Annotated in this window: 19 protein-coding genes and 1 riboswitch; of the genes, 7 read left to right on the forward strand and 12 right to left on the reverse strand. The window is 61.8% G+C overall.

Going from position 1 to position 21,476, the window contains the following annotated elements; genetic code table 11:
* Window positions 1-86: 86 nt before the first annotated feature.
* The 7 genes from N1937_RS17975 to N1937_RS18005 form a co-directional block, all read right to left on the reverse strand.
* On the reverse strand, window positions 87-1,592 hold the full coding sequence (locus tag N1937_RS17975; RefSeq protein WP_260056653.1) for a tripartite tricarboxylate transporter permease: 1,506 nt from the start codon (window positions 1,590-1,592) through the stop codon (window positions 87-89).
* Between the two features lie 9 nt (window positions 1,593-1,601).
* Complete coding sequence (locus N1937_RS17980; RefSeq protein ID WP_017968058.1) at window positions 1,602-2,063, reverse strand: tripartite tricarboxylate transporter TctB family protein; 462 nt, start codon at window positions 2,061-2,063, stop codon at window positions 1,602-1,604.
* 222 nt (window positions 2,064-2,285) lie between these two features.
* The gene (locus tag N1937_RS17985; protein WP_260056654.1) at window positions 2,286-3,269 is read right to left on the reverse strand and encodes a tripartite tricarboxylate transporter substrate-binding protein; all 984 of its coding nucleotides are present in this window, start codon (window positions 3,267-3,269) and stop codon (window positions 2,286-2,288) included.
* Window positions 3,270-3,477: 208 nt separating this feature from the next.
* A complete protein-coding gene (locus N1937_RS17990; protein ID WP_260056655.1) occupies window positions 3,478-3,927 on the reverse strand; it encodes an SRPBCC family protein in 450 nt (149 codons plus the stop codon).
* A gap of 167 nt (window positions 3,928-4,094) precedes the next feature.
* Window positions 4,095-4,418: an ArsR/SmtB family transcription factor gene (locus tag N1937_RS17995; RefSeq protein ID WP_260058975.1), complete on the reverse strand. Its 324-nt coding sequence runs from the start codon at window positions 4,416-4,418 to the stop codon at window positions 4,095-4,097.
* 111 nt (window positions 4,419-4,529) lie between these two features.
* Window positions 4,530-5,864, reverse strand: a complete 1,335-nt coding sequence (locus tag N1937_RS18000) for a sigma-54-dependent transcriptional regulator (RefSeq protein ID WP_260056656.1) — start codon at window positions 5,862-5,864, stop codon at window positions 4,530-4,532.
* Window positions 5,861-7,735 (reverse strand): sensor histidine kinase, encoded by a 1,875-nt coding sequence (locus N1937_RS18005; protein ID WP_260056657.1) that lies wholly within the window; start codon window positions 7,733-7,735, stop codon window positions 5,861-5,863. Before N1937_RS18005 ends, N1937_RS18000 begins: the two co-directional genes overlap by 4 nt.
* A gap of 111 nt (window positions 7,736-7,846) precedes the next feature.
* On the opposite strand from N1937_RS18005, the gene N1937_RS18010 reads away from it, so the two are divergent.
* Window positions 7,847-8,509 (forward strand): sulfite oxidase-like oxidoreductase, encoded by a 663-nt coding sequence (locus N1937_RS18010; RefSeq protein ID WP_260056658.1) that lies wholly within the window; start codon window positions 7,847-7,849, stop codon window positions 8,507-8,509.
* On the opposite strand, the gene N1937_RS18015 is transcribed toward N1937_RS18010, so the two are convergent.
* The 3 genes from N1937_RS18015 to N1937_RS18025 all read right to left on the reverse strand — a co-directional run bounded on the left by N1937_RS18015 (window position 8,494) and on the right by N1937_RS18025 (window position 10,350).
* Complete coding sequence (locus N1937_RS18015) at window positions 8,494-9,123, reverse strand: hypothetical protein (protein WP_260056659.1); 630 nt, start codon at window positions 9,121-9,123, stop codon at window positions 8,494-8,496. The two genes, N1937_RS18010 and N1937_RS18015, sit on opposite strands and share 16 nt — an antisense overlap.
* A gap of 256 nt (window positions 9,124-9,379) precedes the next feature.
* Window positions 9,380-10,114, reverse strand: a complete 735-nt coding sequence (locus N1937_RS18020; protein WP_260056660.1) for a CbtA family protein — start codon at window positions 10,112-10,114, stop codon at window positions 9,380-9,382.
* Window positions 10,115-10,140: 26 nt separating this feature from the next.
* Entirely contained in the window at window positions 10,141-10,350 is a 210-nt protein-coding gene (locus N1937_RS18025) for a CbtB domain-containing protein (protein ID WP_003542661.1), read from the reverse strand.
* 13 nt (window positions 10,351-10,363) lie between these two features.
* Window positions 10,364-10,501, reverse strand: a riboswitch (adenosylcobalamin (AdoCbl) riboswitch).
* Window positions 10,502-10,577: 76 nt separating this feature from the next.
* Between N1937_RS18025 and N1937_RS18030 the strand changes: the two genes are divergently transcribed.
* On the forward strand, window positions 10,578-11,132 hold the full coding sequence (locus tag N1937_RS18030) for a histidine phosphatase family protein (protein ID WP_260056661.1): 555 nt from the start codon (window positions 10,578-10,580) through the stop codon (window positions 11,130-11,132).
* A gap of 452 nt (window positions 11,133-11,584) precedes the next feature.
* Entirely contained in the window at window positions 11,585-13,156 is a 1,572-nt protein-coding gene (locus N1937_RS18035; protein WP_260056662.1) for a putative bifunctional diguanylate cyclase/phosphodiesterase, read from the forward strand.
* A gap of 69 nt (window positions 13,157-13,225) precedes the next feature.
* On the opposite strand, the gene N1937_RS18040 is transcribed toward N1937_RS18035, so the two are convergent.
* The gene (locus N1937_RS18040) at window positions 13,226-14,827 is read right to left on the reverse strand and encodes an inorganic phosphate transporter (RefSeq protein WP_260056663.1); all 1,602 of its coding nucleotides are present in this window, start codon (window positions 14,825-14,827) and stop codon (window positions 13,226-13,228) included.
* Window positions 14,828-15,117: 290 nt separating this feature from the next.
* Between N1937_RS18040 and N1937_RS18045 the strand changes: the two genes are divergently transcribed.
* From N1937_RS18045 to N1937_RS31430, 3 genes are all read left to right on the forward strand, one after another.
* Window positions 15,118-16,296, forward strand: a complete 1,179-nt coding sequence (locus N1937_RS18045; RefSeq protein ID WP_260056664.1) for an acetate/propionate family kinase — start codon at window positions 15,118-15,120, stop codon at window positions 16,294-16,296.
* Window positions 16,297-16,367: 71 nt separating this feature from the next.
* Complete coding sequence (locus tag N1937_RS18050) at window positions 16,368-18,752, forward strand: phosphoketolase family protein (protein WP_260056665.1); 2,385 nt, start codon at window positions 16,368-16,370, stop codon at window positions 18,750-18,752.
* A 22-nt stretch (window positions 18,753-18,774) separates the two neighbouring features.
* Window positions 18,775-19,110, forward strand: a complete 336-nt coding sequence (locus N1937_RS31430) for a hypothetical protein (RefSeq protein WP_311202817.1) — start codon at window positions 18,775-18,777, stop codon at window positions 19,108-19,110.
* 32 nt (window positions 19,111-19,142) lie between these two features.
* On the opposite strand, the gene N1937_RS18060 is transcribed toward N1937_RS31430, so the two are convergent.
* Window positions 19,143-20,033, reverse strand: coding sequence for a helix-turn-helix domain-containing protein (locus N1937_RS18060; RefSeq protein ID WP_260056667.1), 891 nt, complete (start codon window positions 20,031-20,033; stop codon window positions 19,143-19,145).
* A 117-nt stretch (window positions 20,034-20,150) separates the two neighbouring features.
* Between N1937_RS18060 and pobA the strand changes: the two genes are divergently transcribed.
* The gene (pobA, locus tag N1937_RS18065; protein WP_260056668.1) at window positions 20,151-21,323 is read left to right on the forward strand and encodes a 4-hydroxybenzoate 3-monooxygenase; all 1,173 of its coding nucleotides are present in this window, start codon (window positions 20,151-20,153) and stop codon (window positions 21,321-21,323) included.
* The last annotated feature ends 153 nt before the right edge of the window (window positions 21,324-21,476 follow it).

Below are 21,476 nucleotides of genomic sequence, written 5' to 3' on the forward strand. Positions count from 1 at the left end.
GATATCCTGTCAAGCGAAACGGGCGCCCAACCGGCGCCCGTATCAGATCATCCGTTGTTCATCAAACGGCCCACAAGTTCAACCCCTCAGGCTTCCTCGACGAACACCGCCTCGCGCTTCTTCTTGACGCTCGGCAGGAAGACGACGATGAGGACGGCGGCCGCAATCGCCAGGAGAACGGCGCTGATCGGTCGCGTGACGAAGGTCGTGGGATCGCCGCGCGACAGGATCATGGCGCGCCGGAGATTTTCCTCGAGTAGCGGCCCGAGCACGAAACCGAGTAGGAGCGGCGCCGGCTCGCAGCGAAGCTTTGCCAGCACATAGCCGATGAGCCCGAAGAAGGCGACGGCATAGAGGTCGTAGACGTTGGCGTTGACGCTGTAGACCCCGATCGAGCAGAAGGCCATGATGACGGGGAAGAGCACGTAGTAAGGCACGGTCAGCAGCTTCACCCAGAGCCCGATCAGCGGCAGGTTGAGGATGACCAGCATCAGGTTGCCGATCCACATTGAGGCGATGATGCCCCAGAACAGCGCCGGCTGTTCGGTGGCGACGTTCGGCCCCGGCACGATGCCCTGGATGATCATCGCACCGATCATCAGCGCCATGACAGGATTGGCCGGAATGCCAAGCGTCAGCAGCGGAATGAACGAGGTCTGGGCCCCGGCATTGTTGGCCGATTCCGGTCCCGCGACGCCGGCAACCGCACCCTTGCCGAATTCCCCCGGCGTCTTCGACATCCGCTTTTCCACCGTATAGGAGGCGAAAGAGGCAAGGACGGCGCCACCGCCCGGCAGGATGCCGAGCGCCGAGCCGATCGCCGTACCGCGAATGACTGGCGCAATCATCTCCTTGAATTCCTGGCGGGACGGCAAAAGGCCGGTGACCTTGGCCATCAGCACCGTGCGTGTCGACTCGCCCTCGAGGTTGCGAAGGATTTCGGCAACCCCGAAGACGCCGACGGCAAGCGCCACGAAGTTCAACCCGTCGGCATATTCGCGGATGCCGAGCGTGAAGCGCGGCGTGCCGGTATAGATGTCGGTGCCGACCAGGCCGAGTAGCAGCCCGAGCGCCACCATCGCCAGCGCCTTGACGACAGAACCGTGGGCGAGAGCAATCGAGGAAACGAGACCGACGACCATCAGCGAGAAATATTCTGCCGAACCGAATTGCAGCGCGATTGCGGTGAGCGGCGGCGCGAAGATCGCGACGAGGAAGGTCGACACGGTGCCAGCGAAGAATGAGCCGAGGGCCGCAATCGCAAGTGCTGCCCCCGCCCTGCCCTTGCGGGCCATCTGGTAGCCGTCGATCGCGGTGACGGCCGAGGAGGATTCGCCCGGCATGTTGATCAGGATCGCCGTCGTCGAACCGCCATACTGCGCGCCGTAATAGATGCCGGCGAGCATGATCAGCGAGGAGACTGGTTCGAGCTGGAAGGTGATCGGCAAAAGCATGGCGATCGTCGCCGTGGCGCCGATGCCGGGCAGCACGCCGATCAGCGTGCCGAGCAGCACGCCGATCAGGCAGAAGAACAGGTTTTCCGGAGTGCCGGCTGTTGCAAAGCCGAGCGCGAGATTGCTGAAAAGATCCATCATCGCCTCCTAGAACCGGACCCAGGGGCCGAAGCGCTCGAACGGCAGGCCGAGCCCGTAGCTGAAGACCGCCACCGAAAAGATCGTCAGCAGCAGCGAGAGGATGATCGCGAAGAACACGTTCATCTTTTGCGATGCGAAGCAGGCGATGAAGGCGGTGAGGAACAGTGACGGTGCAAATCCGAGACCGCGCACCGTCAGCCCGAAGAACACCGGTGCCGGCAGGATGAAGAGCATGCCGCGCCAGGCAAACGGGTCGATTGGCTCGCCCTCGACGCGGAGTGCCTGAATGAAGATGATCGCGCCGAGAAGCACGAGCACACCGGCAAGCACCAACGGAAAATAACCAGGCCCCATGCGCACTGCCGTGCCGAGGTCGAGCCCCAGCGACTGGATGGCGAAGAAAGCACCGGTCGCGACGAAAAGCGCGCCGCAGATCGCATTGGTGGTATCGAAACTGATGGACTTCATGGTGTCTCCTGGGGTTGGAGATGATTGATGTGACGCGGTCACAAAGAAAGTAGCCCCTCATCCGCCTGCCGGCACCTTCTCCCCGCACGCGGGGAGAAGGGGATACGCCGCAGACCTCTCGCCCTATCCCACCGTTGTGTTAGGCAGGTCCCCTCTCCCCGCACGCGGGGAGAGGGTTAGGGTGAGGGGCTTGGCCAGCACGCCCAGGATGCGGGTATACTCTCAGTCGGCATACTCGCCGGCGGCCTCGATGATCGGCTTCCAGCGGGCGATCTCGCTTTCGAGCTTGGCCTTCAGCGCAGCCGGCGTCGCATCGGCGTCGGAAGATGGCGCCGTGCCGAGCTCGGCGAAGCGGGCGCCGACATTCGGATCCTTCAGCGCGACCTGCAGCGACTTCGACAGACGTTCGTTGATCGCAGCCGGCGTGCCCTTCGGCGTATAGATGCCGTGCCAAATGCCGACTTCAAAACCCGGCAGCCCGGCTTCGACGGCCGTCGGAATGTCCTTCATCACGTCGAGCCGCTTGGGCGAGGTCACGGCATAGGCCTTGATCGTGCCGCCCTGAATCTGCTTGGTCGTGTTGGTCGTCTGATCGCACATCACATCAACCTGACCGCCGAGCAGATCGGTCATGGCAGGGCCGGTGCCCTTGTAGGGAACGGTCGTCAGCGGCGTCTGGATGGCGCTCATGAACATCATGCCGCAGAGATGCGAAGCCGCGCCGATGCCGGCATTGGCGACCGTCACCTTGTCCTTGTTGGCCTTGATATAATCGATCAGTCCCTTGAGGTCGGCCGGCTTCATGTCCTTGCGCGCAACGATCGTCATCGGCACCTCGGTGACGAGGCCGACATAGTCGAAGGCGCCGAGCGTGTCGTAGGCGAGCTTGCGGTAGAGTGTGGCGCTGGTCGCCATGCCAATATGGTGCAGCAGGATGGTGTAACCGTCGGGATCGGCACTCGCCACCCGGCCAGCGCCGAGCGTGCCGCCGGCGCCGCCGACATTTTCGACGACGATCTGCTGGCCGAGATCCTTCGACATGGATTCGGCGACCAGGCGCGCGACGGTATCGGTGGGGCCACCGGCCGCAAAGGGCACGACCATGGTGATGGTGCGCTCGGGATAGGTCTGCGCCGAAGCGGCGCCGACGAGAAGAGAGACCGCGGCGGCCGCGGTCAGACCGAGCATGGCCTTCAGAATTTTCATCGTTTCCTCCCTGATGAAATAAGCGAGCCCGCCGACACATCCTCCGCGCCGGGGATGACCTATTTGCCGCCGGGAAAAATCGACCCGCAATCATTGCAGCTGCTTTCGAAAGACGATTTTGCAACAGTGCGATGCAGCATGGGTCGATTTGGAAACAAACGGCCGATGCGATGGGTGGAAATCCACCCATCGCACTATGAAGTCTGCCTTATTTTTTGGGAGGCAGCACCACTTCGCCGGTCTCGATCAGCGATTTGAGGTTGGAGAGAATGCGTGGCCAGCCGCCGGAAACGGCGTTGATAAGCTTGGAATTCTCGACCGCGATGGAATGGGTCACCGTCAGCTTGGTGGCCGCATCGTTGACCGCCTCGATCTCCATCACGCATTGCGAATAGCCCTCGGCCTTCAGCTCCGGCATGAACTCGTTCCGCCATTTCAGCACGAGCCGTTTCGGCGGATCGCATTCCAGGATCTCGCCGGTATCGGCGACTGATCCGTCCTCGAACAGAAGCTTCCAGGCAGCGCCCGCTCGCCACTCGGTCTCGAAATGGGCGCCAAGCCAGAATTTCTTCATGAACTCGGCCGTCGTCAGCGCCGCCCAGAGCTGCTCCGGTGTCGTGCGGATAAAGGTGACATAGTTGTATGTACTGCCAGCCATGATGATACTCCCTTTCGGCCAGGACCAGAACAGGATGATTTTAGGCCGACCCGGCCAAAAATCTGATTCCTGTTCTCAATTAAATAGCTGGAGCATGATGTCGTCCGAAAACCGCTTACACTTTTCGGCATCATGCTCCGGATACTCTCGATGGCCAGGCCGCGGATCTAGTGGCCGCCCTTGCCTTCGAGGGTCTGCTTCAGATCGGCGAGCGCATTCAGCTGCTGCCGTTCGAATTTGTTGATCCAGCGTTGCGCGATCTCGTTGATCGGCACGGGATTGATGAAGTGCAGTTTCTCCCGGCCCTGGCGCTTGGACGAAACGAGGCTCGCCTCCTCCAGGATCCCAATATGTTTGGCCACGGCCTGGCGCGTCATCGCAAGCCCCTCGCAGAGCTCAGCCAGAGTCTGGCCGTTCCTCGCATACAGCCGATCTAGCAACTGCCGCCGGCTCGCATCCGCCAGAGCCCGGAAAACCCCATCATCATCCATGTCTTTATATGGAACCATTTGGTTGCCTATCTTTCCTCCTTATAGGCAACCAAATGGTTGCATGTCAAGCCGTAAAATGTGGTTGGAATGCATGCGCCTTTAAAAGGGGCGCTAACTTTCGGCGGTCAGCATCCGCTTGTCGAGACCGTATTTCTGCATCTTTTCGTAGAGTGTCTTCCGGGAAATGCCGAGCGATTCATAGACCGGCCTGAGGCTGCCGCCATGAGCCACCAGCGCGCTGGCAATGACCCCTCGTTCGAATTCGGCGACACGTTCAGCAAGCCCGGTCGCCTCCTCGGCTTGGCGCCCGCCATTGTCGAGACCGAGGACCAGACGGTCTGCGGCATTCCTCAATTCACGCACATTGCCGGGCCAGTCGCGCTGAGCGATGTCGGAAATCACGTCCGGCGGCACGGCCATCTCGTCGCGGCCGTAGCGGGCCGCCGCCTCCCGCATCAGCTGCAGAAAAAGCAACGGAACATCCGCCCGCCGCTGCGACAGCGACGGCACATGCAGTGTCGCGACGTTCAGTCGATAGAAGAGGTCGGCGCGGAAGCGCCCCGCCGCCACCTCCGCCTCCAGATCGACCTTGCTTGTCGCGATGAAGCGCACGTCGAGCGCCACCACCTCGTTCGATCCGAGCCTGGAGATCACCCGCTCCTGCAGCACCCGCAGGAACTTCGCCTGCAGGTCGAAGGGCATGGAGCCGATCTCGTCGAGCAGAATCGTGCCGCCGCGCCCATGTTCGAATTTTCCGTAGCGCGGCCTTACCGCGCCCGGAAAGGCCCCCACCTCATGGCCGAAGAGTTCGCTCTCGATCAGGTTTGCCGGAAGTGCGGCGCAATTGATCGCGATGAACGGTCGGCTCGCCCGGGCGCTGATGTCGTGGAGTGCCCGCGCCACCACCTCCTTGCCGGCCCCCGTTTCCCCGACGATAAGCGTATCGGCATCGCTCGCCCCGATCGCCCGGATGCGGTAGCGCAGGTCCACCATCACCTGCGTGCGCCCCGGCAGCCGCGCCTCGAGATCGTCGCGCTTGCCGGCGACCGCCTTCAGCAGCCGGTTTTCGAGCACGAGGCCACGCCGTTCCATCGCTCGGCGGATGACGCCGGCAAGCATTTCCGGCGTGAACGGCTTCTCGATGAAATCATAAGCGCCTTCGCGCATCGCCCTCACCGCAAGCTGCACGTCGCCGTGGCCGGTGACGAGAATGACAGGTACCTCCGGGTCGATCTCGCGGATCTTCTGCATCAGCGTCATGCCGTCGATGCCGGGCATGCGGATATCGCTGACGACGACGCCGGGGAAGCTGTAGCCGATCAGCTCCAGCACATGATCGCCGTTCGAAAAGGTCTCGACGCTGAAGCCGGAGAGCTCCAGCGCCTGCGCCGTCGAGCGTCGCAGTTCCTCCTCGTCGTCGACCAACAGGATCTTCGCATCGTTCATTCCGCCGCCTCCGGCATCAGCCCTGCCGCCGATCGCAGCTCGATGCGGAACACCGCGCCCCCTTCGGGATGATTGGCAGCAGTGAGACTGCCGCCGAAATCCTTGATGATGTTATAGGAGATCGAAAGCCCGAGACCGAGGCCCTTACCGACGCCCTTCGTCGTGAAGAACGGGTCGAAGATGCGCTCGGCGATTGCGGCTGGCACGCCCGGCCCATGGTCCCGCACCGTCAGCACCACCTTGCCGGCCTCCTCGAAGGCCGAAACCTCGATGCGCCGGTCATTAAGCCCTTCCACCGCATCGGCCGCATTCGAGATCACGTTCACCAGCACCTGCTGCAGACGCACGGAACCGGCGCGCACCACCGGCGGACGTGGCCCGAGATCGAGCAAGAGCTCGGCATCTGCCGCCTTCAGCCGCCAGGCGATGATCTCGAGCGTGTCGCGCATCGCCTCGTCGAGGGAAACGGGACCGAGCTTCTCGTTCGGCTTGCGGGCGAAGTTGCGCAGGTGCCGGCTGATCGATGCCATCCGGTCGATCAGCCCGCCGATACGCCGGATATTGTCGCGCGCCTCCTCCGTCCGTCCGCGATCGATGAGCACCGAGGTACTGTCCGTATAGGTCTTGGCCGCGGCGAGCGGCTGGTTGAACTCGTGCGAAAGAGCAGCCGACATCTGTCCGAGACCGGCGAGTTTTCCGGCCTGGATCAGGTCGGCCTGCGTTTGGCGCAGCTGCTGCTCGGTCAGCCGCCGCTCGGCGATCTCCTCTTCGATACGGCTGTTGACGCGGGCAAGATCGGCCGTGCGCTCCTCGACACGTCGTTCCAGCTCGTTGCGCGCCTCGGCCTGCATCTGCATGCGCTCGGCGAGCCGCGTCCGCCGCTGGCGCAGAACCGCCACCGTAAGCCCGGCGATGCACAGGATGAGAAAGACGGCCGCAAGCGCCGTGCGCGCCTGGGTGCGGATGGAACTCGTTTCCATCAGCACGTTCACCGTCCAGTCCTCGGCCGGCATGTAATGCGAGAGCACCAGATATTCGCTCGAGCCGCGCTCGTCGGCCAACGTCATCAGCTCATGCTGCTCGAAACGATGTCGCGTCACTGGCAGCGCCGTCAGCCTGGCATTGGCATAGCGCCGCGACGCCTCGGTGCGGGCGATGCGATCGGCCGTCAGCGGCAGGATGGCGCCGTAAAGCCATTCCGGGCTGCCGGACATGAAGATGATGCCCTCGGGATCGGAGACGAAGATCTTGTATTCGCCGCCGCCCCAGGAGGATTCGATCGTGTCGATATCGACCTTGAAGACGATGACACCGCGAATATCCGCGCCTGTCCGGATCGGTGCGGCAAAATAATAGCCGCGCTTCAGCGAGGTTGTGCCGAGCGCGTAGAACCGCGCCTGCCGGCCTTCGATCGCATCCTGGAAATAGGGTCTGTAGCTGAAATTCTGTCCGATGAAGCTTGCAGGCCTATCGTAATTGCTGGCCGCGATCGTCTCTCCATCCGGCTTGACCACATAGATGTCGGAGGATTTAAGCAGCCCATTAATCGCCTTGAGATAGAGATTGGCCGCATCGCGCAGCGCCGCATCTTCAGGCGCGCTCACCAGTTCCTTGATATCGTCGTGATCTGCGATCAGCGCCGGTAGCGCCTCGTAGCGGTTGAGATGGCCGCTGAGTGCCGAAACGGCAAGGCGCAGCGCCGTTCCCGCCTGCGCCGAGGCTTCTTCCATATAGGCGCGCGTGGCAATCGCGCTTCCATAGGTGAAGAAAGCGAAGATGATCAGCGGCACCACCAGCAACACCGCTATCGCACGATATCTCGAAGACAGAACCGGCTCCTCCCTTCCTGCCTCCACTCCCCAGCGAGGCATGCCCGACGGCACCGAGTTTAGTGAGGCCGGCAAGGATTTCCAAGGGGCTGCCCAAACTTGACACCGCCAAGGGCGGATGTCCTATTGCTGCACTGCAAGGAGACCCCGCCCATGAGCGACGACCAGACGCCCGCCGACAGCAAGCTCACCACATCCAAGCGCCGCTGGGCGGCCGAGGGAAAGTTCCTGACCGGCCGCATCAGCCGCCCGGAAGCCGAGCGCCTGCCGCCCGGCCAGCACCTTGTCAAGAACTGGCCGGTGCTCGATCTCGGCCAGCAGCCTGTTGTCTCCACTGGTACCTGGCGGCTCGAGGTGCGCGGCCTCGTCGAAACGACGCTCACCCTCACCTGGACCGACTTCCAGGCGATCGAACAGAGCACCAGGGTCAGCGATATCCACTGCGTCACCACCTGGTCGCGCTACGACAACAAATGGAACGGCGTTTCGACGCGCGATCTGCTCGACCTCGCCATGCCGAAGCCGGAAGCAGCTTACGTCATGCTGACGAGTTATGACGGCTATACCACCAACCTGCCGCTCGCCGATTTCGCCGCCGAGGATGCGATCCTCGCCACCGCCTGGGAAGCCCTGCCGCTGACGCCGGAGCATGGCGGCCCGATGCGGATCGTCGTGCCACATCTCTATTTCTGGAAAAGCGCCAAATGGCTGCGCCGCATCGAGCTGATATCAGCCGACCAGGCAGGCTTCTGGGAAAAGAACGGCTACCACATGTATGGCGATCCGTGGCGCGAGCAGCGCTATTCCGACGACTGAGCCTTCGGTTGCGAGAAGCGGCGAAGCGCAAACACACCCAGGCCGAACAAAGAGGCAAGCCCCGTCAGAGACGCCATGCTGGCGGCATGGAATGGGATCCCGCTCCAGCGCGGCTTGACGATATCGGCTGTGTTGAAGGCCTCGCCGCTGAACCGGCAGGTGATGAGCGCGAGACCGCGCCGCACCATGTCAGCATCGACAGCGGAAATGATTTCGCCTGCAGCAGCCCTCTCCCGCGGCATCTCGCGCATCGAAAGCAAGACGGCCTTGGTCGCGGCCAGATAGGCATGGGCGCATTCGTTGAACGGGCTTTCCTCAGCCGTCACGCTGCCCGGCATCCGGCCCCACAGACAGTAGGAATACTGGATCTCGGCATAGTTCAGCATGCGGCGAAACGGCTCGTTCGTATCGACTGCACGGGATGCAAGGTCGATAATCCCACTGCGATAGTCAGACATGACTGCCATCTCGCCATGGGAAATTTCCGGGATATCCAGGCCTGCATGGCTGCCGCCATCGCTGCGACTATGGGCAAAAGCGCTTCCGGCAATGAATAGAAGCAAGGTCGCGCTGAGACCAAGAAATGCAAGCCGTCGATAGAGATAGCGTGCCATCCCGCCAACTTGCCTTCCTGTCCTCGGACTCCTGACGGACGAGAGAGGAATACGGCGCCGCCACATATCCCTTCTCCCCAAGGGGAGAAGATGCCGGCAGGCAGATGAGGGGGTGAGCAGCAAAGCTGCGAATGCACTGAGCACAAGCGAAGGGCAACATATAGGGCGCGCCGTGCGGCCCCCTCATCCGACCCTTCGGGCCACCTTCTCCCCGCTGGGGAGAAGGGGTAGCAAGTCGCCACCTCGATACGCCGGATCACCGAAACGCTGGCCGCAGCCCGCCCTTAACCGCAAGCCGCTTTTCCGCCAATGCTCCGAAGGCAAGGCCCAAGGTTGCCCAGAGGATCACATGCATGCCGAGTGAGGTCGTGCGGAACCGCCAGAGCATCATCGCCGAGAAGTTCTCCGGCACCTCGTTGATCGGCGGCAGCAGATAGAGCACGAGGCCGATGAAGACGAGATAGGCGATGCCGGCGATGATCGCGCCGTTCCAGAGACCGAAACGCTCGGAAAGGCGGCGCGACAGCGCCACTGCGGCAACCAGCGCCGCAAGCGAGACGACGATCATCAGGAAGAAAAGCTCGGTCCTGGCACCGATCGTGTCGGGATTGCCGACCGCCGGCGGGTTGGCCGGATACTTGATACCGGGAACGAGGACAACCGCCACGAACGCGGCGATGGCGATGACGGCCGAGGTGCCGCGTGGCGAAAGGCTGCTGAAGCGGCCTTGCACGAAAGCGAAGGCGAGCGCAAAGAGCCCGCCGACGGCGACGCTGTAGGCCATGACGCCGGTGAAAAGGCCAAGACCGGCCTGTGTGGCGCGGCTTACGATTTCGGGTTCGGCAGCCTCGCCGGCCGCCTGGGCGCTTGCCTCCTCGAAGGCGATCGCCGCATCGACCAGCGGCTCGCCGAAAGTATGGGCGAAAGCGAAAACGAGGATGCCAGCCATCAGGCCCGCGAGCATGCCGCGAAGCAGAAGATTTCCAACCATGTTAGGAACTCCGATCGCGAAGCGCGTTAATGGCAGGGAAAGCCGAGGAGATGGCGGCCGTCATGCACGAATTCGTGCACATACATGCCGTTGAACAGCGCCATCGCGCCTTCCTCGGTGCCGACGAAATAGAGGACGATGAGCATCAGCAGGCCGCCGAAGATCGCCCAGGGCAGGATCTCGCCTACAGGGATCGGCGCCGGTACAGCAACGGGCGCGAAAGTGGTGTCAGACATGTATTCCTCCGGGAATGACGCGTTCAGTCGAAAGAGTGCTTGTGCAGTAGGGTCTGACTTCCAGCGCGAAGAGCTCACGCTGGTCACAGTGGCGCGACCGCGCCGGACTTACACCGGCTTCCAAACCCGCAACAGCACGGTTATATCTGCACGCCGAAGAGACTGTCAACGAAACTTCACAAGCCGGCGAAGGACGCTGTCGCAGCATTCGGGAGACAAGAACGACTGTGAACACGCGCCTCACCTGGATCTGCCACGGCGCGACGGCAGCAAGCCGCAAGGCCCTGTTCCCGCTCGACGAACCGCTCGAGGACAAGGCAGTAGAGGAGGCCGGCAGGATGACCCCCCCGCCCCGCGCCGATCGCATTGTCACGAGCCCCGCCTTGCGCGCCCGTCAGACTGCTGACGCGCTCCGCCTCCAAGCCCGGATAGATCAGGCGCTTTGCGACTGTGACCATGGCCGCTGGGCCGGCAGGTCAATCGCGGCGATCGGGACCGAAGAGCCGGAAAACCTCATGGGGTGGATGAGCGATCCGGAAGCGGCTCCGCATGGCGGCGAGAGCCTTGTTGATCTGCGCAAGCGCATCGCCGGCTGGATGGATGGACAGACTGTTCTCGACGGCCACATCATTGCAATCAGCCATGCGGCCGTCATCCGGGCAGCGATCGTGCATGTGCTTCAGGCGCCACTCTCCTCCTTCTGGCTGAGCGACGTCGAGCCGCTTTCCGTTATCCGCATGACCAGCAACGGACAGCGTTGGTCTCTGCGCTTCCAGCATTAGAGACTGCTGATCTTATCCAGCTTTGCACAAGCAAATCGCGTCATCTCTGTTGAACCCGGCTTTGCGGGAACTACTTCCTTGTCCCAAGGAGATGGAAGAATGACATATGATTGGAGTGGCGAGCGCACACGACGCCTGCGTTTCATGCGTGTCGCCACAGTCACGGTTCTGGTCGGTCTCATTGTCAGCGTTCCGCTGCTGATCGTCACCGCCTGAAGCACTGGAAAGGGCGAGCGATGCATTAGCACGCTCGCCTTCGTTCTCCCGCATGAGCCAGTCTTCCGAACAATCAAGGGCATCGCGCTGATAACGACGCCCTGATTCCCCACAAGCCTGTCGGGTCTCTCTGCGGCACGCAACAGGCTGCTGCCTCTGATAATTCGCCTTCTGGTTTCAACAAACATTTCAGACTTTCGTGATATTTCCGCGAAGGTGGAGATGGAGAAGGCATGATGCCGGTGTTTTTCCAAAGCAGGGCCGGACGGCAATGCGTGTCGATCGTGGTGTCTGGAGTGACCCTCTGGCTTCTCGGCACGCTGCTACAGCTCGACGACAGCCTGGTCGCCTTCCTGATCGGATTCGGCGAGTATGGCGCCGACAAGCTCGTTCTGGCGCTCGGCATCGCCGGCGCCATGAGCTTCATCTATTCGGTGCTGCGCATCGCCGACCTGCGTAAGGAAATGGAACTGCGCGCGGCCGCCCAGGCAAAAGCCGATTGGACCGCGACCCACGACCATCTCACCAAGCTGCCCAACCGCTACGCCTTCGAGCGCAAGATCCTCTCACGGCCGATCAAGGACGACGAGGCCGAGATCGAGGAGTGGGACCGCAACGTCACCATCTTCTCCGTCGACCTCGACGGCTTCAAGAAGGTCAACGATCTTGTCGGCCATAAGGGCGGCGACATCCTGTTGATCGAGGTTGCCAGACGCATCTGCGCGCTCGGCAATGCCGACTGCGTCTATCGCTTCGGCGGCGACGAATTCATCATCGTCGCCTTCGCCCTGACGGCACAGCGTGAGGAGCGTTTTGCCAAGCTGCTGATCCAGGCCGTCACCCGGCCCATCCATATCGATGGCTTTGCCGTCGAAGTCGGCGCCAGCGTCGGCTACGACCGCTGGGCCGAGGGAGCCGAGCCGCTGGAAGATGCCGCCCACCGTGCCGACCTCGCCATGTACGAGGCGAAATCGCGTGGACCCAACCACTGTTTGGTTTTCGAACCTTCGATGCAGGACAAGGTAACGGAACGTGCCGCTCTGGAAACCAGGCTGCGTGCCGCAATTTCCAACAAGGCGATCAAGCCCTTCTATCAGCCGCTGATCGACCTGAAGACCGGTCAGCTCTGCGGCTTCGAGGCGCTGGCGCGCTGGATCAGCGACGACGGTGTCAATATTCCTCCGCCGGTCTTTATCGATATCGCCGAGGAAACCGGCATGATCACGGCGTTGTTCGAGGATCTTCTCGCCCAGGCCTGCAGCGACGCCCTCACATGGCCGGAGCATGTGACGTTGTCCTTCAACGTCTCGCCGGTGCAGATGGAAGACAGATTGCTGACGTCGCGCATTCTCAAGGTGCTTTCGGCAAGCCGGCTGCCGCCGCAGCGCCTGGAAGTGGAGATCACCGAAAACGCGCTGATCCAGGATCCCGCCGTCGCCGCCCTCATTCTTGACGAGCTTCATGCGGCCGGCATCCAGATCGCCCTCGACGATTTCGGCACGGGCTATTCGAGCCTCGCCCAGCTCGCCCGCTATCGTTTCGACAAGATCAAGATCGACAAAAGTTTCATCGCCACCTATCGCGACGACGAGCGCCAGGAAAAGATCGTTCGCGCCATGCTCGGTCTCGGCAGGAGCCTCAACATCAAGACGACGGCCGAAGGCATCGAGGAGCACGGCCAGCTCGCCTTCCTGCTGCAGCTCGGCTGCGATATCGGCCAAGGTTACCTTTTCGGCAAGGCGATGCCCGCCGCCGCGGCGGGCATCTTCATCGGCGATCGCAATGCCAGCCTGGCCTCCATGGCCTGACGGTATGCTCTAACCTTTTGTTCTGACGCAATTCCCGGCAACCGCTTCGCGCTTTGCCAGGAGCTTTCTCTAAAAAACCTGGCGCATGATCACGAAGAGCACGAAGGCGATCGCGATCGAGGCCGGCAGCGTCAGCACCCAGGCCATCAGCATGTTGCGCACCGTCGACCATTGCAGGCCGGAACCGTTCGCCGCCATGGTGCCGGCAACGCCGGACGACAGCACATGGGTGGTCGAGACCGGCAGGCCGAGATGGTCGGCCGAAGCGATGGTGACCATCGCCACGACTTCGGCTGCCGCACCCTGACCATAGGTCAGATGCGTCTTGCCGATCTTTTCGCCGACGGTGACGACGATGCGCTTCCAGCCCACCATGGTGCCGAGGCCGAGCGCGATTGCGACCGCCACTTTCACCCAGAGCGGGATGAACTTGGTCGCGTTGTCGACTGCCTTGTGGTAGTTCGTGACCGCGCTGAGGTCGCCGGCGTCCATCGGCAGCAGCTTCTGTTTGTCGATCAGCTTCAGCGCCTCGCCGATCAGATAGATGTCGTTGCGGACGTTGCCGACGAGATTGGTCGGCACCGCTTCGAGCGTCGCGAAACCGGCGACCTCGGCACTGGTCTGGTGGATATATTGCTGCAGGGCCGGCGTCGTCGCATCCGTCCAGGTCTTGTTCTTGACGGCGTTGCCGACCTCGGCCTTGTAGTCCGTGGCGGTCACGCCAGGCTTCACATATTTGCCGAGCGCGGTTTCCACTTGAGTCGATGCCGACTTGTAGGCTTCGAGATAGTTGACATCGGGCGTGCGGTTCAGCGCGAAAGCCGTCGGCACCAGGCCGATCAGGATGAGCATGATGAGGCCCATGCCCTTCTGGCCGTCGTTGGAGCCGTGAGCGAAGCTGACGCCGGTGCAGGTAAAGATCAGGATCGCGCGGATCCAGAGCGGCGGCGGCTGGCTGCCCTTCGGTTCGGCATAAAGCGCCTTGTTGCGCACCAGAACCTTCATGACCAGCAGGAGAACAGCGGAAAGGCCAAAGCCGATCAGCGGCGAGATCAAAAGCGACAGGCCGATATTGGTCGCCTGCGACCAGTCGACGCCGCTGGTGGCCGTGCCTGCCGGCGCCAGGACCTGGTTGGCAAGGCCGACGCCGATGATCGATCCCACAAGCGTGTGCGAACTCGATGACGGCAGGCCGAGATACCAGGTGCCAAGGTTCCAGACGATCGCGGCGATCAGCAGCGCGAAGACCATGGCAAGGCCGGAGCCGGAACCGATCTGCAGGATCAATTCCACCGGCAGCAGCGCCAGGATGCCGAAGGCGACGGCACCGCTCGAAGTCAGCACGCCGAGGAAGTTGAAGAAGCCGGACCAGATGACGGCAAATTCCGCCGGCATGGAACGGGTGTAGATCACGGTGGCGACCGCATTGGCCGTATCATGGAAACCGTTGACGAACTCGAAGCCGAGCGCGATGAGCAGCGCAAGGCCGAGGAGAATCCAGGGAACGGCAACTGCGGTCGTCAGGTCGCGGGCGAGTGCATAGGCGACATATCCAAGGCCGCAAACCAGAACGAGTGCGAACAGCGGCAAGAACCACTTGCCGGCCGAATTCGAACTGTGGAGCGGGTGGGAAGCGTCGCTATGAACCTGGCTGGGGGCAATATCGGCCATGGCATAGTTCCTTATTCCGTTTGCAAATTTGCCTTTTGTTAATAATTCCGCCGCGTGAAGCTCTCATGACGCCCTGGCTGATCCGCCCGTAAGACACTGACACTGCGCGATATTACCCGTCACATGCTCGTCCGGGCGCATTCGTGAAACATGCCGTATGTCGATCGCGGCCGCCCAAGACGGTCGTGAGCGCTTCGACAAAAAACGAGCAGCGGGCGAATAACTTCTTTCCGCCGGAAGCCTCGACGCTAAGTTTGGTCGTGACCACAACCGTGCGGAGTCTTTGAGACATGGCATCGACCGACCTGCTCCTCACTTTCAACGCCGGTTCCTCGACGGTGAAGGTCGGCATCTTCGCGATCGATGGCGATGCGGCGCGGCGCATCGGCAAGGGTGTGATCGATTTTCGCGCCGAGCCGCTGTCTCTCAGCCTGACAGCGGGGCCACAGACATTCGAGATGCCGCTGAAGGCGGAGACGACGGAAGACCTGCATGGCGTCATCGACGAGACCTTTTCCCTTCTCGCCGGGCATTTCGATATCACCGCCGTGCGCGCAGCCGGCCACCGCGTCGTCCATGGCGGCGACCGCTTCACCAGCGCCGTCGCCCTTGATGACGCCGCGATCGATGCGGTCGACGCGCTGACCTCGCTTGCGCCCCTGCACCAGCCGCAGGCGCTACGTTTCATCCGTGCGCTCCGGCATCTGAAACCGCATCTTGCCCAGACGGCCTCCTTCGATACGGCCTTCCACGCCACGCAGGACGATCTCGTTCGCCGCTTCGCTATTCCTCGCACGCTGCATGACGAGGGCATCAAGCGCTACGGCTTCCACGGCCTGTCCTATAAATTCATCGCCGGAGAGTTTCGCCGCAAGGCGCCGCCCGCGGCAAAAGTGGTCGTCGCCCATCTCGGCAGCGGCGCCAGCCTCTGTGCGCTGGATGACGGCGTCAGCCGCGATTGCAGCATGGGCTTTTCCACGCTCGACGGCATCCCGATGGCGACGCGTCCGGGCTGGCTCGATCCCGGCGTCATCCTGCATCTGGCCGGTGAGAGGAAACAGTCCTTCGAGGAGATCGAGGATCTGCTCTATCACCACGCCGGCCTGCTCGGCGTCTCCGGCATCAGCGCCGATACGCGCGACCTGTTGAAGGACGGACGGCCGGAGGCACACCAGGCGATCGACCTCTTCACGCTGCGCATTGCCGGTGAAATCGGCCGCATGGCGGCGACGCTGAATGGCCTTGACGCTATCGTTTTCACCGCCGGCATCGGCGAACATCAACCGGAGATCCGCGCAGGCGTAGCCAAGCGGCTGTCCTGGCTTGGCCTTGCAACCGACGAAAAGGCCAATACTGCCAATGATTTCACCATCAGCACGCGGGAAAGCCGCATCGCCGCCCACGTCATCGCCACCGATGAGGAGCAGATCATCGCCGAGGAGGCACTGTCCGTTCTTGGCAGTGACTGATCCAGATCAACAGCTTGCCGGCATCCGCCGGTAGAATTGACGTTGAAGACGTTTTCGAACGGGAGAAACCCATGGATAAGCATGTCTCGACCGCTGCCCTGACCGATGCCGAACTTACCCTCATCGACCGCTATTGGCGCGCCGCCAACTATCTCTCCATCGGCCAGATCTATCTGCTGGCCAATCCGCTGCTGCGCGAGCCGCTGAAACCGGAGCACATCAAGCCCCGGCTGCTCGGCCACTGGGGCACGACACCCGGCCTCAACTTCATCTATGCGCATCTGAACCGCCTCATCCGCGCTCGCGACCTCGACATCATCTACATCTGCGGCCCCGGCCATGGCGGGCCGGGCATGGTCGCCAACACCTATCTCGAAGGCATCTACAGCGAGATCTATCCCGATATTTCCGAGGATGCAGAGGGCATGCGCAAGCTCTTCCGGCAATTCTCCTTCCCCGGCGGCATTCCGAGCCACGCGGCACCCGAAACACCGGGCTCGATCCACGAGGGCGGCGAACTCGGTTACGCCCTCGTCCATGCCTATGGCGCCGCCTTCGACAATCCCGATCTGATCGTTGCCTGCGTCGTCGGCGACGGCGAGGCCGAAACCGGGCCGCTCGCCGCAAGCTGGCACTCCAACAAATTTCTGAACCCTGCCCGCGATGGCGTCGTGCTGCCGATCCTGCATCTGAACGGCTACAAGATCGCCAATCCGACCATTCTTGGCCGCGCCAGTCACGAGGATTTGCGGAGCCTCTTCGAAGGCTACGGCTATGAGCCCTTCTTCGTTGAGGGTCACGAGCCGCGCGATATGCACCGGCAGATGGCCGCGACCTTCGACAGGGTCTTCGACCGCATTCGCGAAATCCAGGAGCAGGCCCGCAATGGCAAAGCGCCCGATATCAGCCCGCGCTGGCCGATGATCGTGCTGCGCAGCCCGAAGGGCTGGACAGGACCGAAGGAAGTCGACGGCAAGAAGGTCGAAGGCTTCTGGCGCTCCCACCAGGTGCCGGTCTCCAACTGCCGCGAGAACGAAGGGCATCGCAAGATCCTCGAGGACTGGATGCGCAGCTATGATCCGCAGGACCTGTTCGGCAGCGACGGCCGGCTGAAACCCGAGCTGCGGGCGCTCGCCCCTGTCGGCGAGCGCCGCATGGGCGCCAATCCGAACGCCAATGGCGGTTTGCTGCGCAAGGAACTCGATGTTCCAAGTATACGCGACTACGCGGTCGATATCGGCAAGCACGGCAGCGCCATGGTGCAGTCGACGGAAATCCTCGGCCATTACCTCCGCGACACGATGAAGCGCAACGCCAAGGCTGCCAATTTCCGTATCTTCGGCCCCGACGAGACCGAATCGAACCGCCTCGGCAGCGTCTTCGAAGTCACCGACCGTGTCTGGATGGAGGGTATCGAGCCCTACGATGTCCACCTCTCTCGGGAAGGTCGCGTCATGGAGGTGTTGAGCGAACATCTTTGCCAGGGCTGGCTGGAAGGCTATCTATTGACTGGCCGGCACGGTCTATTCTCCTGCTACGAGGCCTTCATCCACATCATCGATTCCATGTTCAACCAGCACGCCAAATGGCTGAAGGTGACGCGGGAACTCGAGTGGAGAAAGCCGATTTCGTCGCTGAACTATCTGCTGACCTCGCATGTCTGGCGTCAGGACCACAACGGCTTCAGCCATCAGGATCCCGGCTTCGTCGACCTCGTCGCCAACAAGAAGGCCGATATCGTCCGCATCTACCTGCCGCCGGATGCCAATACCCTGCTCTGGGTCGGCGACCATTGCCTGCGCACCTTTGACCGCATCAACGTCATCGTCGCGGGCAAGCAGCCGGAGCCGCAATGGCTGTCGATGGACGAGGCGGTGAAACATTGCGAAGCCGGCATCGGCGTCTGGCACTGGGCGAGCAACGAGGACGATACCATTCTGCCCGATCTCGTCATGGCCTGCGCCGGCGACGTGCCGACCATGGAGGCGCTCGCCGCCGTCGATCTTCTGCGTAAGACCATTCCGGAACTGAAGATCCGCACCGTCAACGTCGTCGATCTCCTGGCACTGCAATCCAGGGATCAGCATCCGCACGGCCTGACCGATGAGGCCTTCGACGCGATCTTCACATCAGACAAGCCTGTCATTTTCGCCTATCACGGCTATCCCTATCTCATTCACCGCCTGACCTATAAACGCACCAACCACCGCAACATCCACGTCCGCGGCTTCATCGAGGAAGGCACGACGACGCCCCCCTTCGACATGACCGTCCTCAACGAACTCGACCGCTTCCACCTCGCCATCGAAGCGATCGAGCGTGTACCGGGCCTGAAGGAAAAGGCAGGCGAAGCGCTCGCAGCCTTCCGCGCCAAGCTTGCGGAGCATCACGACTATGTCCGTGAATATGGCGAGGACATGCCGGAGGTGCGAGACTGGACCTGGCCGGCGGCGTGAGGCGAAAACCAGAGGGAATCGCATGGAACTGGTCGGCAGAGATCATCCGGCGGGAGCAATCGTCAAGCAACGTCTAAAGTTGGTGAAAACCATCGGCGCACTGTTCCTTGAAGGCCGCATCGTAAGCTATGCATCTAGGGCAAGCTTCAAGGCCGTCGACCGAGGAAACGACATGAAAAGTTTCGCTGCCACGCTTACCGCCGCCCGGCTGGAAGAGGTGCTCGCCTTCTACATGACGCCCGAAGCCCAGCGCGATGGCTCAGACGATGCCGTCAAGTCAGCTGAGGAACGAGACGCATACGAGAGCCGCGGCGGCGAACGCGCCCGCAACACGGAAGAGGGCGTCAAAGCCTGGTAGGGCAGTTGCGCGCCGCAACCCTTGCGGGTGGCCTATACACCTTCAAGCCGAACCTTCTCCTTCATGCGCCAGACCCGCGGCGTTTCTCCGGTGTATTTAACGAAGAAGCGCGAGAAATAGGCGGGGTCGGCAAAGCCGAGCCGAAATCCGATCTCCTGAACGCTGCCCAGCGTAAAAACCAGCTGGCGTTTCGCCTCCTCAACGAGTTTGCCGGCGATCAATTCATGAGGAGTATTGCCGGTCATCGACCGGACGATACGGGTGAGATGCGTCGGGGAAAGCCCAAGCTCCCTGGCGTAGAAGGACGCGGGCTTGTGTGACCGAAAATGCTGCTGAATGAGCTCGCTCAGCATTTCCATCCGCCGCTCGTTCTCGTTTGGCGGAAGCTCCTGCGTATTCCCCTCATGGGAAATCCTCGCCGTCAGCCGTAGCGCCAAGGCGACATAGGCGGCCAATGCCTCGTTGCGGCCGCTGCGGCGGTTCTCGAATTCGTCGCTCAGCCGCTTCAACGTCTGCATGACATAGGCCGTCTCGGCATGATCGGGATCGAGCGGCGTCAGATGCGGTGTCGCCAACCATTCGCCGAGGTGGCTTCGGTCGCCGGGCGGATGGCTGAGATGGGATCTCAACAGGGTGATCACCAAGCCGTCGATATCGCGTGAAAAACGAAAGCCATGGTTGAGCCCGGGCGGCACGGTGATGATGGCCGGCGGACGGATGGCATGGCTGTTTTCGCCGAAGATCGCATCGCCCGACCCGCCTTCGATGTACAATATCTGAAAGAAACTCTCGTGACGGTGCGGGCGAATCTCCCAGTGATGCAAACTGCTGCGAGAGCGAATTGTCTCGCAATGCAACCAAAAATCGGGCTTTCGCCCGGTATTTTCACCATAGAGTTCGTAGGTAGGGACATGTCTGCTCATAGGGCTGCTCCCGCACTAATGTTCGATTAGTGCAATTTTTTGGCCGGAATGTCCATTGCTGCGACAGAGACAACACGACAGAATCTGGCAAAACGCAAAAATGCAGGGAGGAAGCATTTGCGAACTCAGGTCGCCATCATCGGTTCGGGACCATCCGGCCTGCTGCTCGGCCAGCTTCTGACCGAAGCCGGCATTGACAATGTCATTCTCGATCGTGTGAACAAGGATTACATCCTCGGCCGGGTTCGCGCCGGCGTTCTGGAGGAAGGCACCGTCGGGCTGCTGGATCAGGCCAAATCAGCAGCGAGGCTGCATGCCGAAGGACTGCTGCATGACGGTTTCTCGCTGGCCTTCGACGGCCGCGACCATCGCATCGACCTGCACGAACTGACCGGCGGCAGGCGCGTCACGGTTTATGGACAGACCGAAGTGACGCGCGATCTCATGGAGCGGCGCGAAGAAAGCGGCTCCCTGTCGATTTATGATGCCGTCGACGTCGCGCCGCATGACTTCGACGGCCATTCACCCTTCGTCACCTATGTGAAAGACGGTGTTGCCAAGCGCATCGATTGTGACTTCATCGCCGGCTGCGACGGCTTTCACGGCGCCAGCCGCAAGGCCATCCCTGAACGTGCGATCAGGAGTTTCGAGAAGGTCTATCCCTTTGGCTGGCTGGGGGTCCTTGCCGACGTGGCGCCTGTCAGCCATGAGTTGATCTACGCCAACCATCCAAGGGGCTTTGCGCTCTGTTCGATGCGCTCGGCCACCCGCAGCCGCTACTACATTCAATGCGCGCTCGACGAGAAGATCGAGGACTGGAGCGACGATCGCTTCTGGGACGAACTGAGACGGCGTCTGCCGGTGCATCACGCAGAGGCTTTGGCGACCGCGCCGTCCTTCGAGAAATCGATCGCGCCGCTACGCTCCTTCGTTGCCGAGCCGATGCGTTTCGACCGGCTTTTCCTGGTCGGCGACGCCGCCCATATCGTCCCTCCGACCGGCGCCAAGGGACTGAACCTTGCAGCCAGCGACGTTCATTATCTTTTCTCCGGGCTGATCGAGCATTACCGCGAAGGCTCGAATAGTGGCATCAACGCTTACTCGCAGAAGGCGCTCGCCCGCGTGTGGAAAGCCGTGCGGTTTTCCTGGTGGATGACGACGATGATGCATCGCTTTCCGGATACCGGGGATTTTGACCAGAAGATCCAGGAGGCGGAGCTCGACTATCTCACCCATTCCCGCGCCGCCTCGACGGTGCTTGCGGAGAATTATGTGGGACTGCCATTCTGATAGAAGTGTCTGAGGTGGGCCATGGACCAAAATTCGACCGTAGAACGGGCCGCCGATAGTTCCGCTCTTCGAGCCACAATCATAATTGTACAGTTATGGATTACGGCACTTATTTCATTTTACATCACCATTTCGCATGACAGGTTGGCGCTA

Source organism: Rhizobium sp. WSM4643 (assembly GCF_025152745.1).
GTDB classification, from domain to species: Bacteria; Pseudomonadota; Alphaproteobacteria; order Rhizobiales; family Rhizobiaceae; genus Rhizobium; species Rhizobium leguminosarum_I.

Excerpts from the sequence above, each read along its gene's own strand:
- N1937_RS17975 (WP_260056653.1), bottom strand. The coding sequence starts at position 1,592 with ATGGATCTTTTCAGCAATCTCGCGCTCGGCTTTGCAACAGCCGGCACT.
- N1937_RS17980 (WP_017968058.1), bottom strand. The coding sequence starts at position 2,063 with ATGAAGTCCATCAGTTTCGATACCACCAATGCGATCTGCGGCGCGCTT.
- N1937_RS17985 (WP_260056654.1), bottom strand. The coding sequence starts at position 3,269 with ATGAAAATTCTGAAGGCCATGCTCGGTCTGACCGCGGCCGCCGCGGTC.
- N1937_RS17990 (WP_260056655.1), bottom strand. The coding sequence starts at position 3,927 with ATGGCTGGCAGTACATACAACTATGTCACCTTTATCCGCACGACACCG.
- N1937_RS17995 (WP_260058975.1), bottom strand. The coding sequence starts at position 4,418 with ATGGATGATGATGGGGTTTTCCGGGCTCTGGCGGATGCGAGCCGGCGG.
- N1937_RS18000 (WP_260056656.1), bottom strand. The coding sequence starts at position 5,864 with ATGAACGATGCGAAGATCCTGTTGGTCGACGACGAGGAGGAACTGCGA.
- N1937_RS18005 (WP_260056657.1), bottom strand. The coding sequence starts at position 7,735 with ATGCCTCGCTGGGGAGTGGAGGCAGGAAGGGAGGAGCCGGTTCTGTCT.
- N1937_RS18010 (WP_260056658.1), top strand. The coding sequence starts at position 7,847 with ATGAGCGACGACCAGACGCCCGCCGACAGCAAGCTCACCACATCCAAG.
- N1937_RS18015 (WP_260056659.1), bottom strand. The coding sequence starts at position 9,123 with ATGGCACGCTATCTCTATCGACGGCTTGCATTTCTTGGTCTCAGCGCG.
- N1937_RS18020 (WP_260056660.1), bottom strand. The coding sequence starts at position 10,114 with ATGGTTGGAAATCTTCTGCTTCGCGGCATGCTCGCGGGCCTGATGGCT.
- N1937_RS18025 (WP_003542661.1), bottom strand. The coding sequence starts at position 10,350 with ATGTCTGACACCACTTTCGCGCCCGTTGCTGTACCGGCGCCGATCCCT.
- N1937_RS18035 (WP_260056662.1), top strand. The coding sequence starts at position 11,585 with ATGCCGGTGTTTTTCCAAAGCAGGGCCGGACGGCAATGCGTGTCGATC.
- N1937_RS18040 (WP_260056663.1), bottom strand. The coding sequence starts at position 14,827 with ATGGCCGATATTGCCCCCAGCCAGGTTCATAGCGACGCTTCCCACCCG.
- N1937_RS18045 (WP_260056664.1), top strand. The coding sequence starts at position 15,118 with ATGGCATCGACCGACCTGCTCCTCACTTTCAACGCCGGTTCCTCGACG.
- N1937_RS18050 (WP_260056665.1), top strand. The coding sequence starts at position 16,368 with ATGGATAAGCATGTCTCGACCGCTGCCCTGACCGATGCCGAACTTACC.
- N1937_RS31430 (WP_311202817.1), top strand. The coding sequence starts at position 18,775 with ATGGAACTGGTCGGCAGAGATCATCCGGCGGGAGCAATCGTCAAGCAA.
- N1937_RS18060 (WP_260056667.1), bottom strand. The coding sequence starts at position 20,033 with ATGAGCAGACATGTCCCTACCTACGAACTCTATGGTGAAAATACCGGG.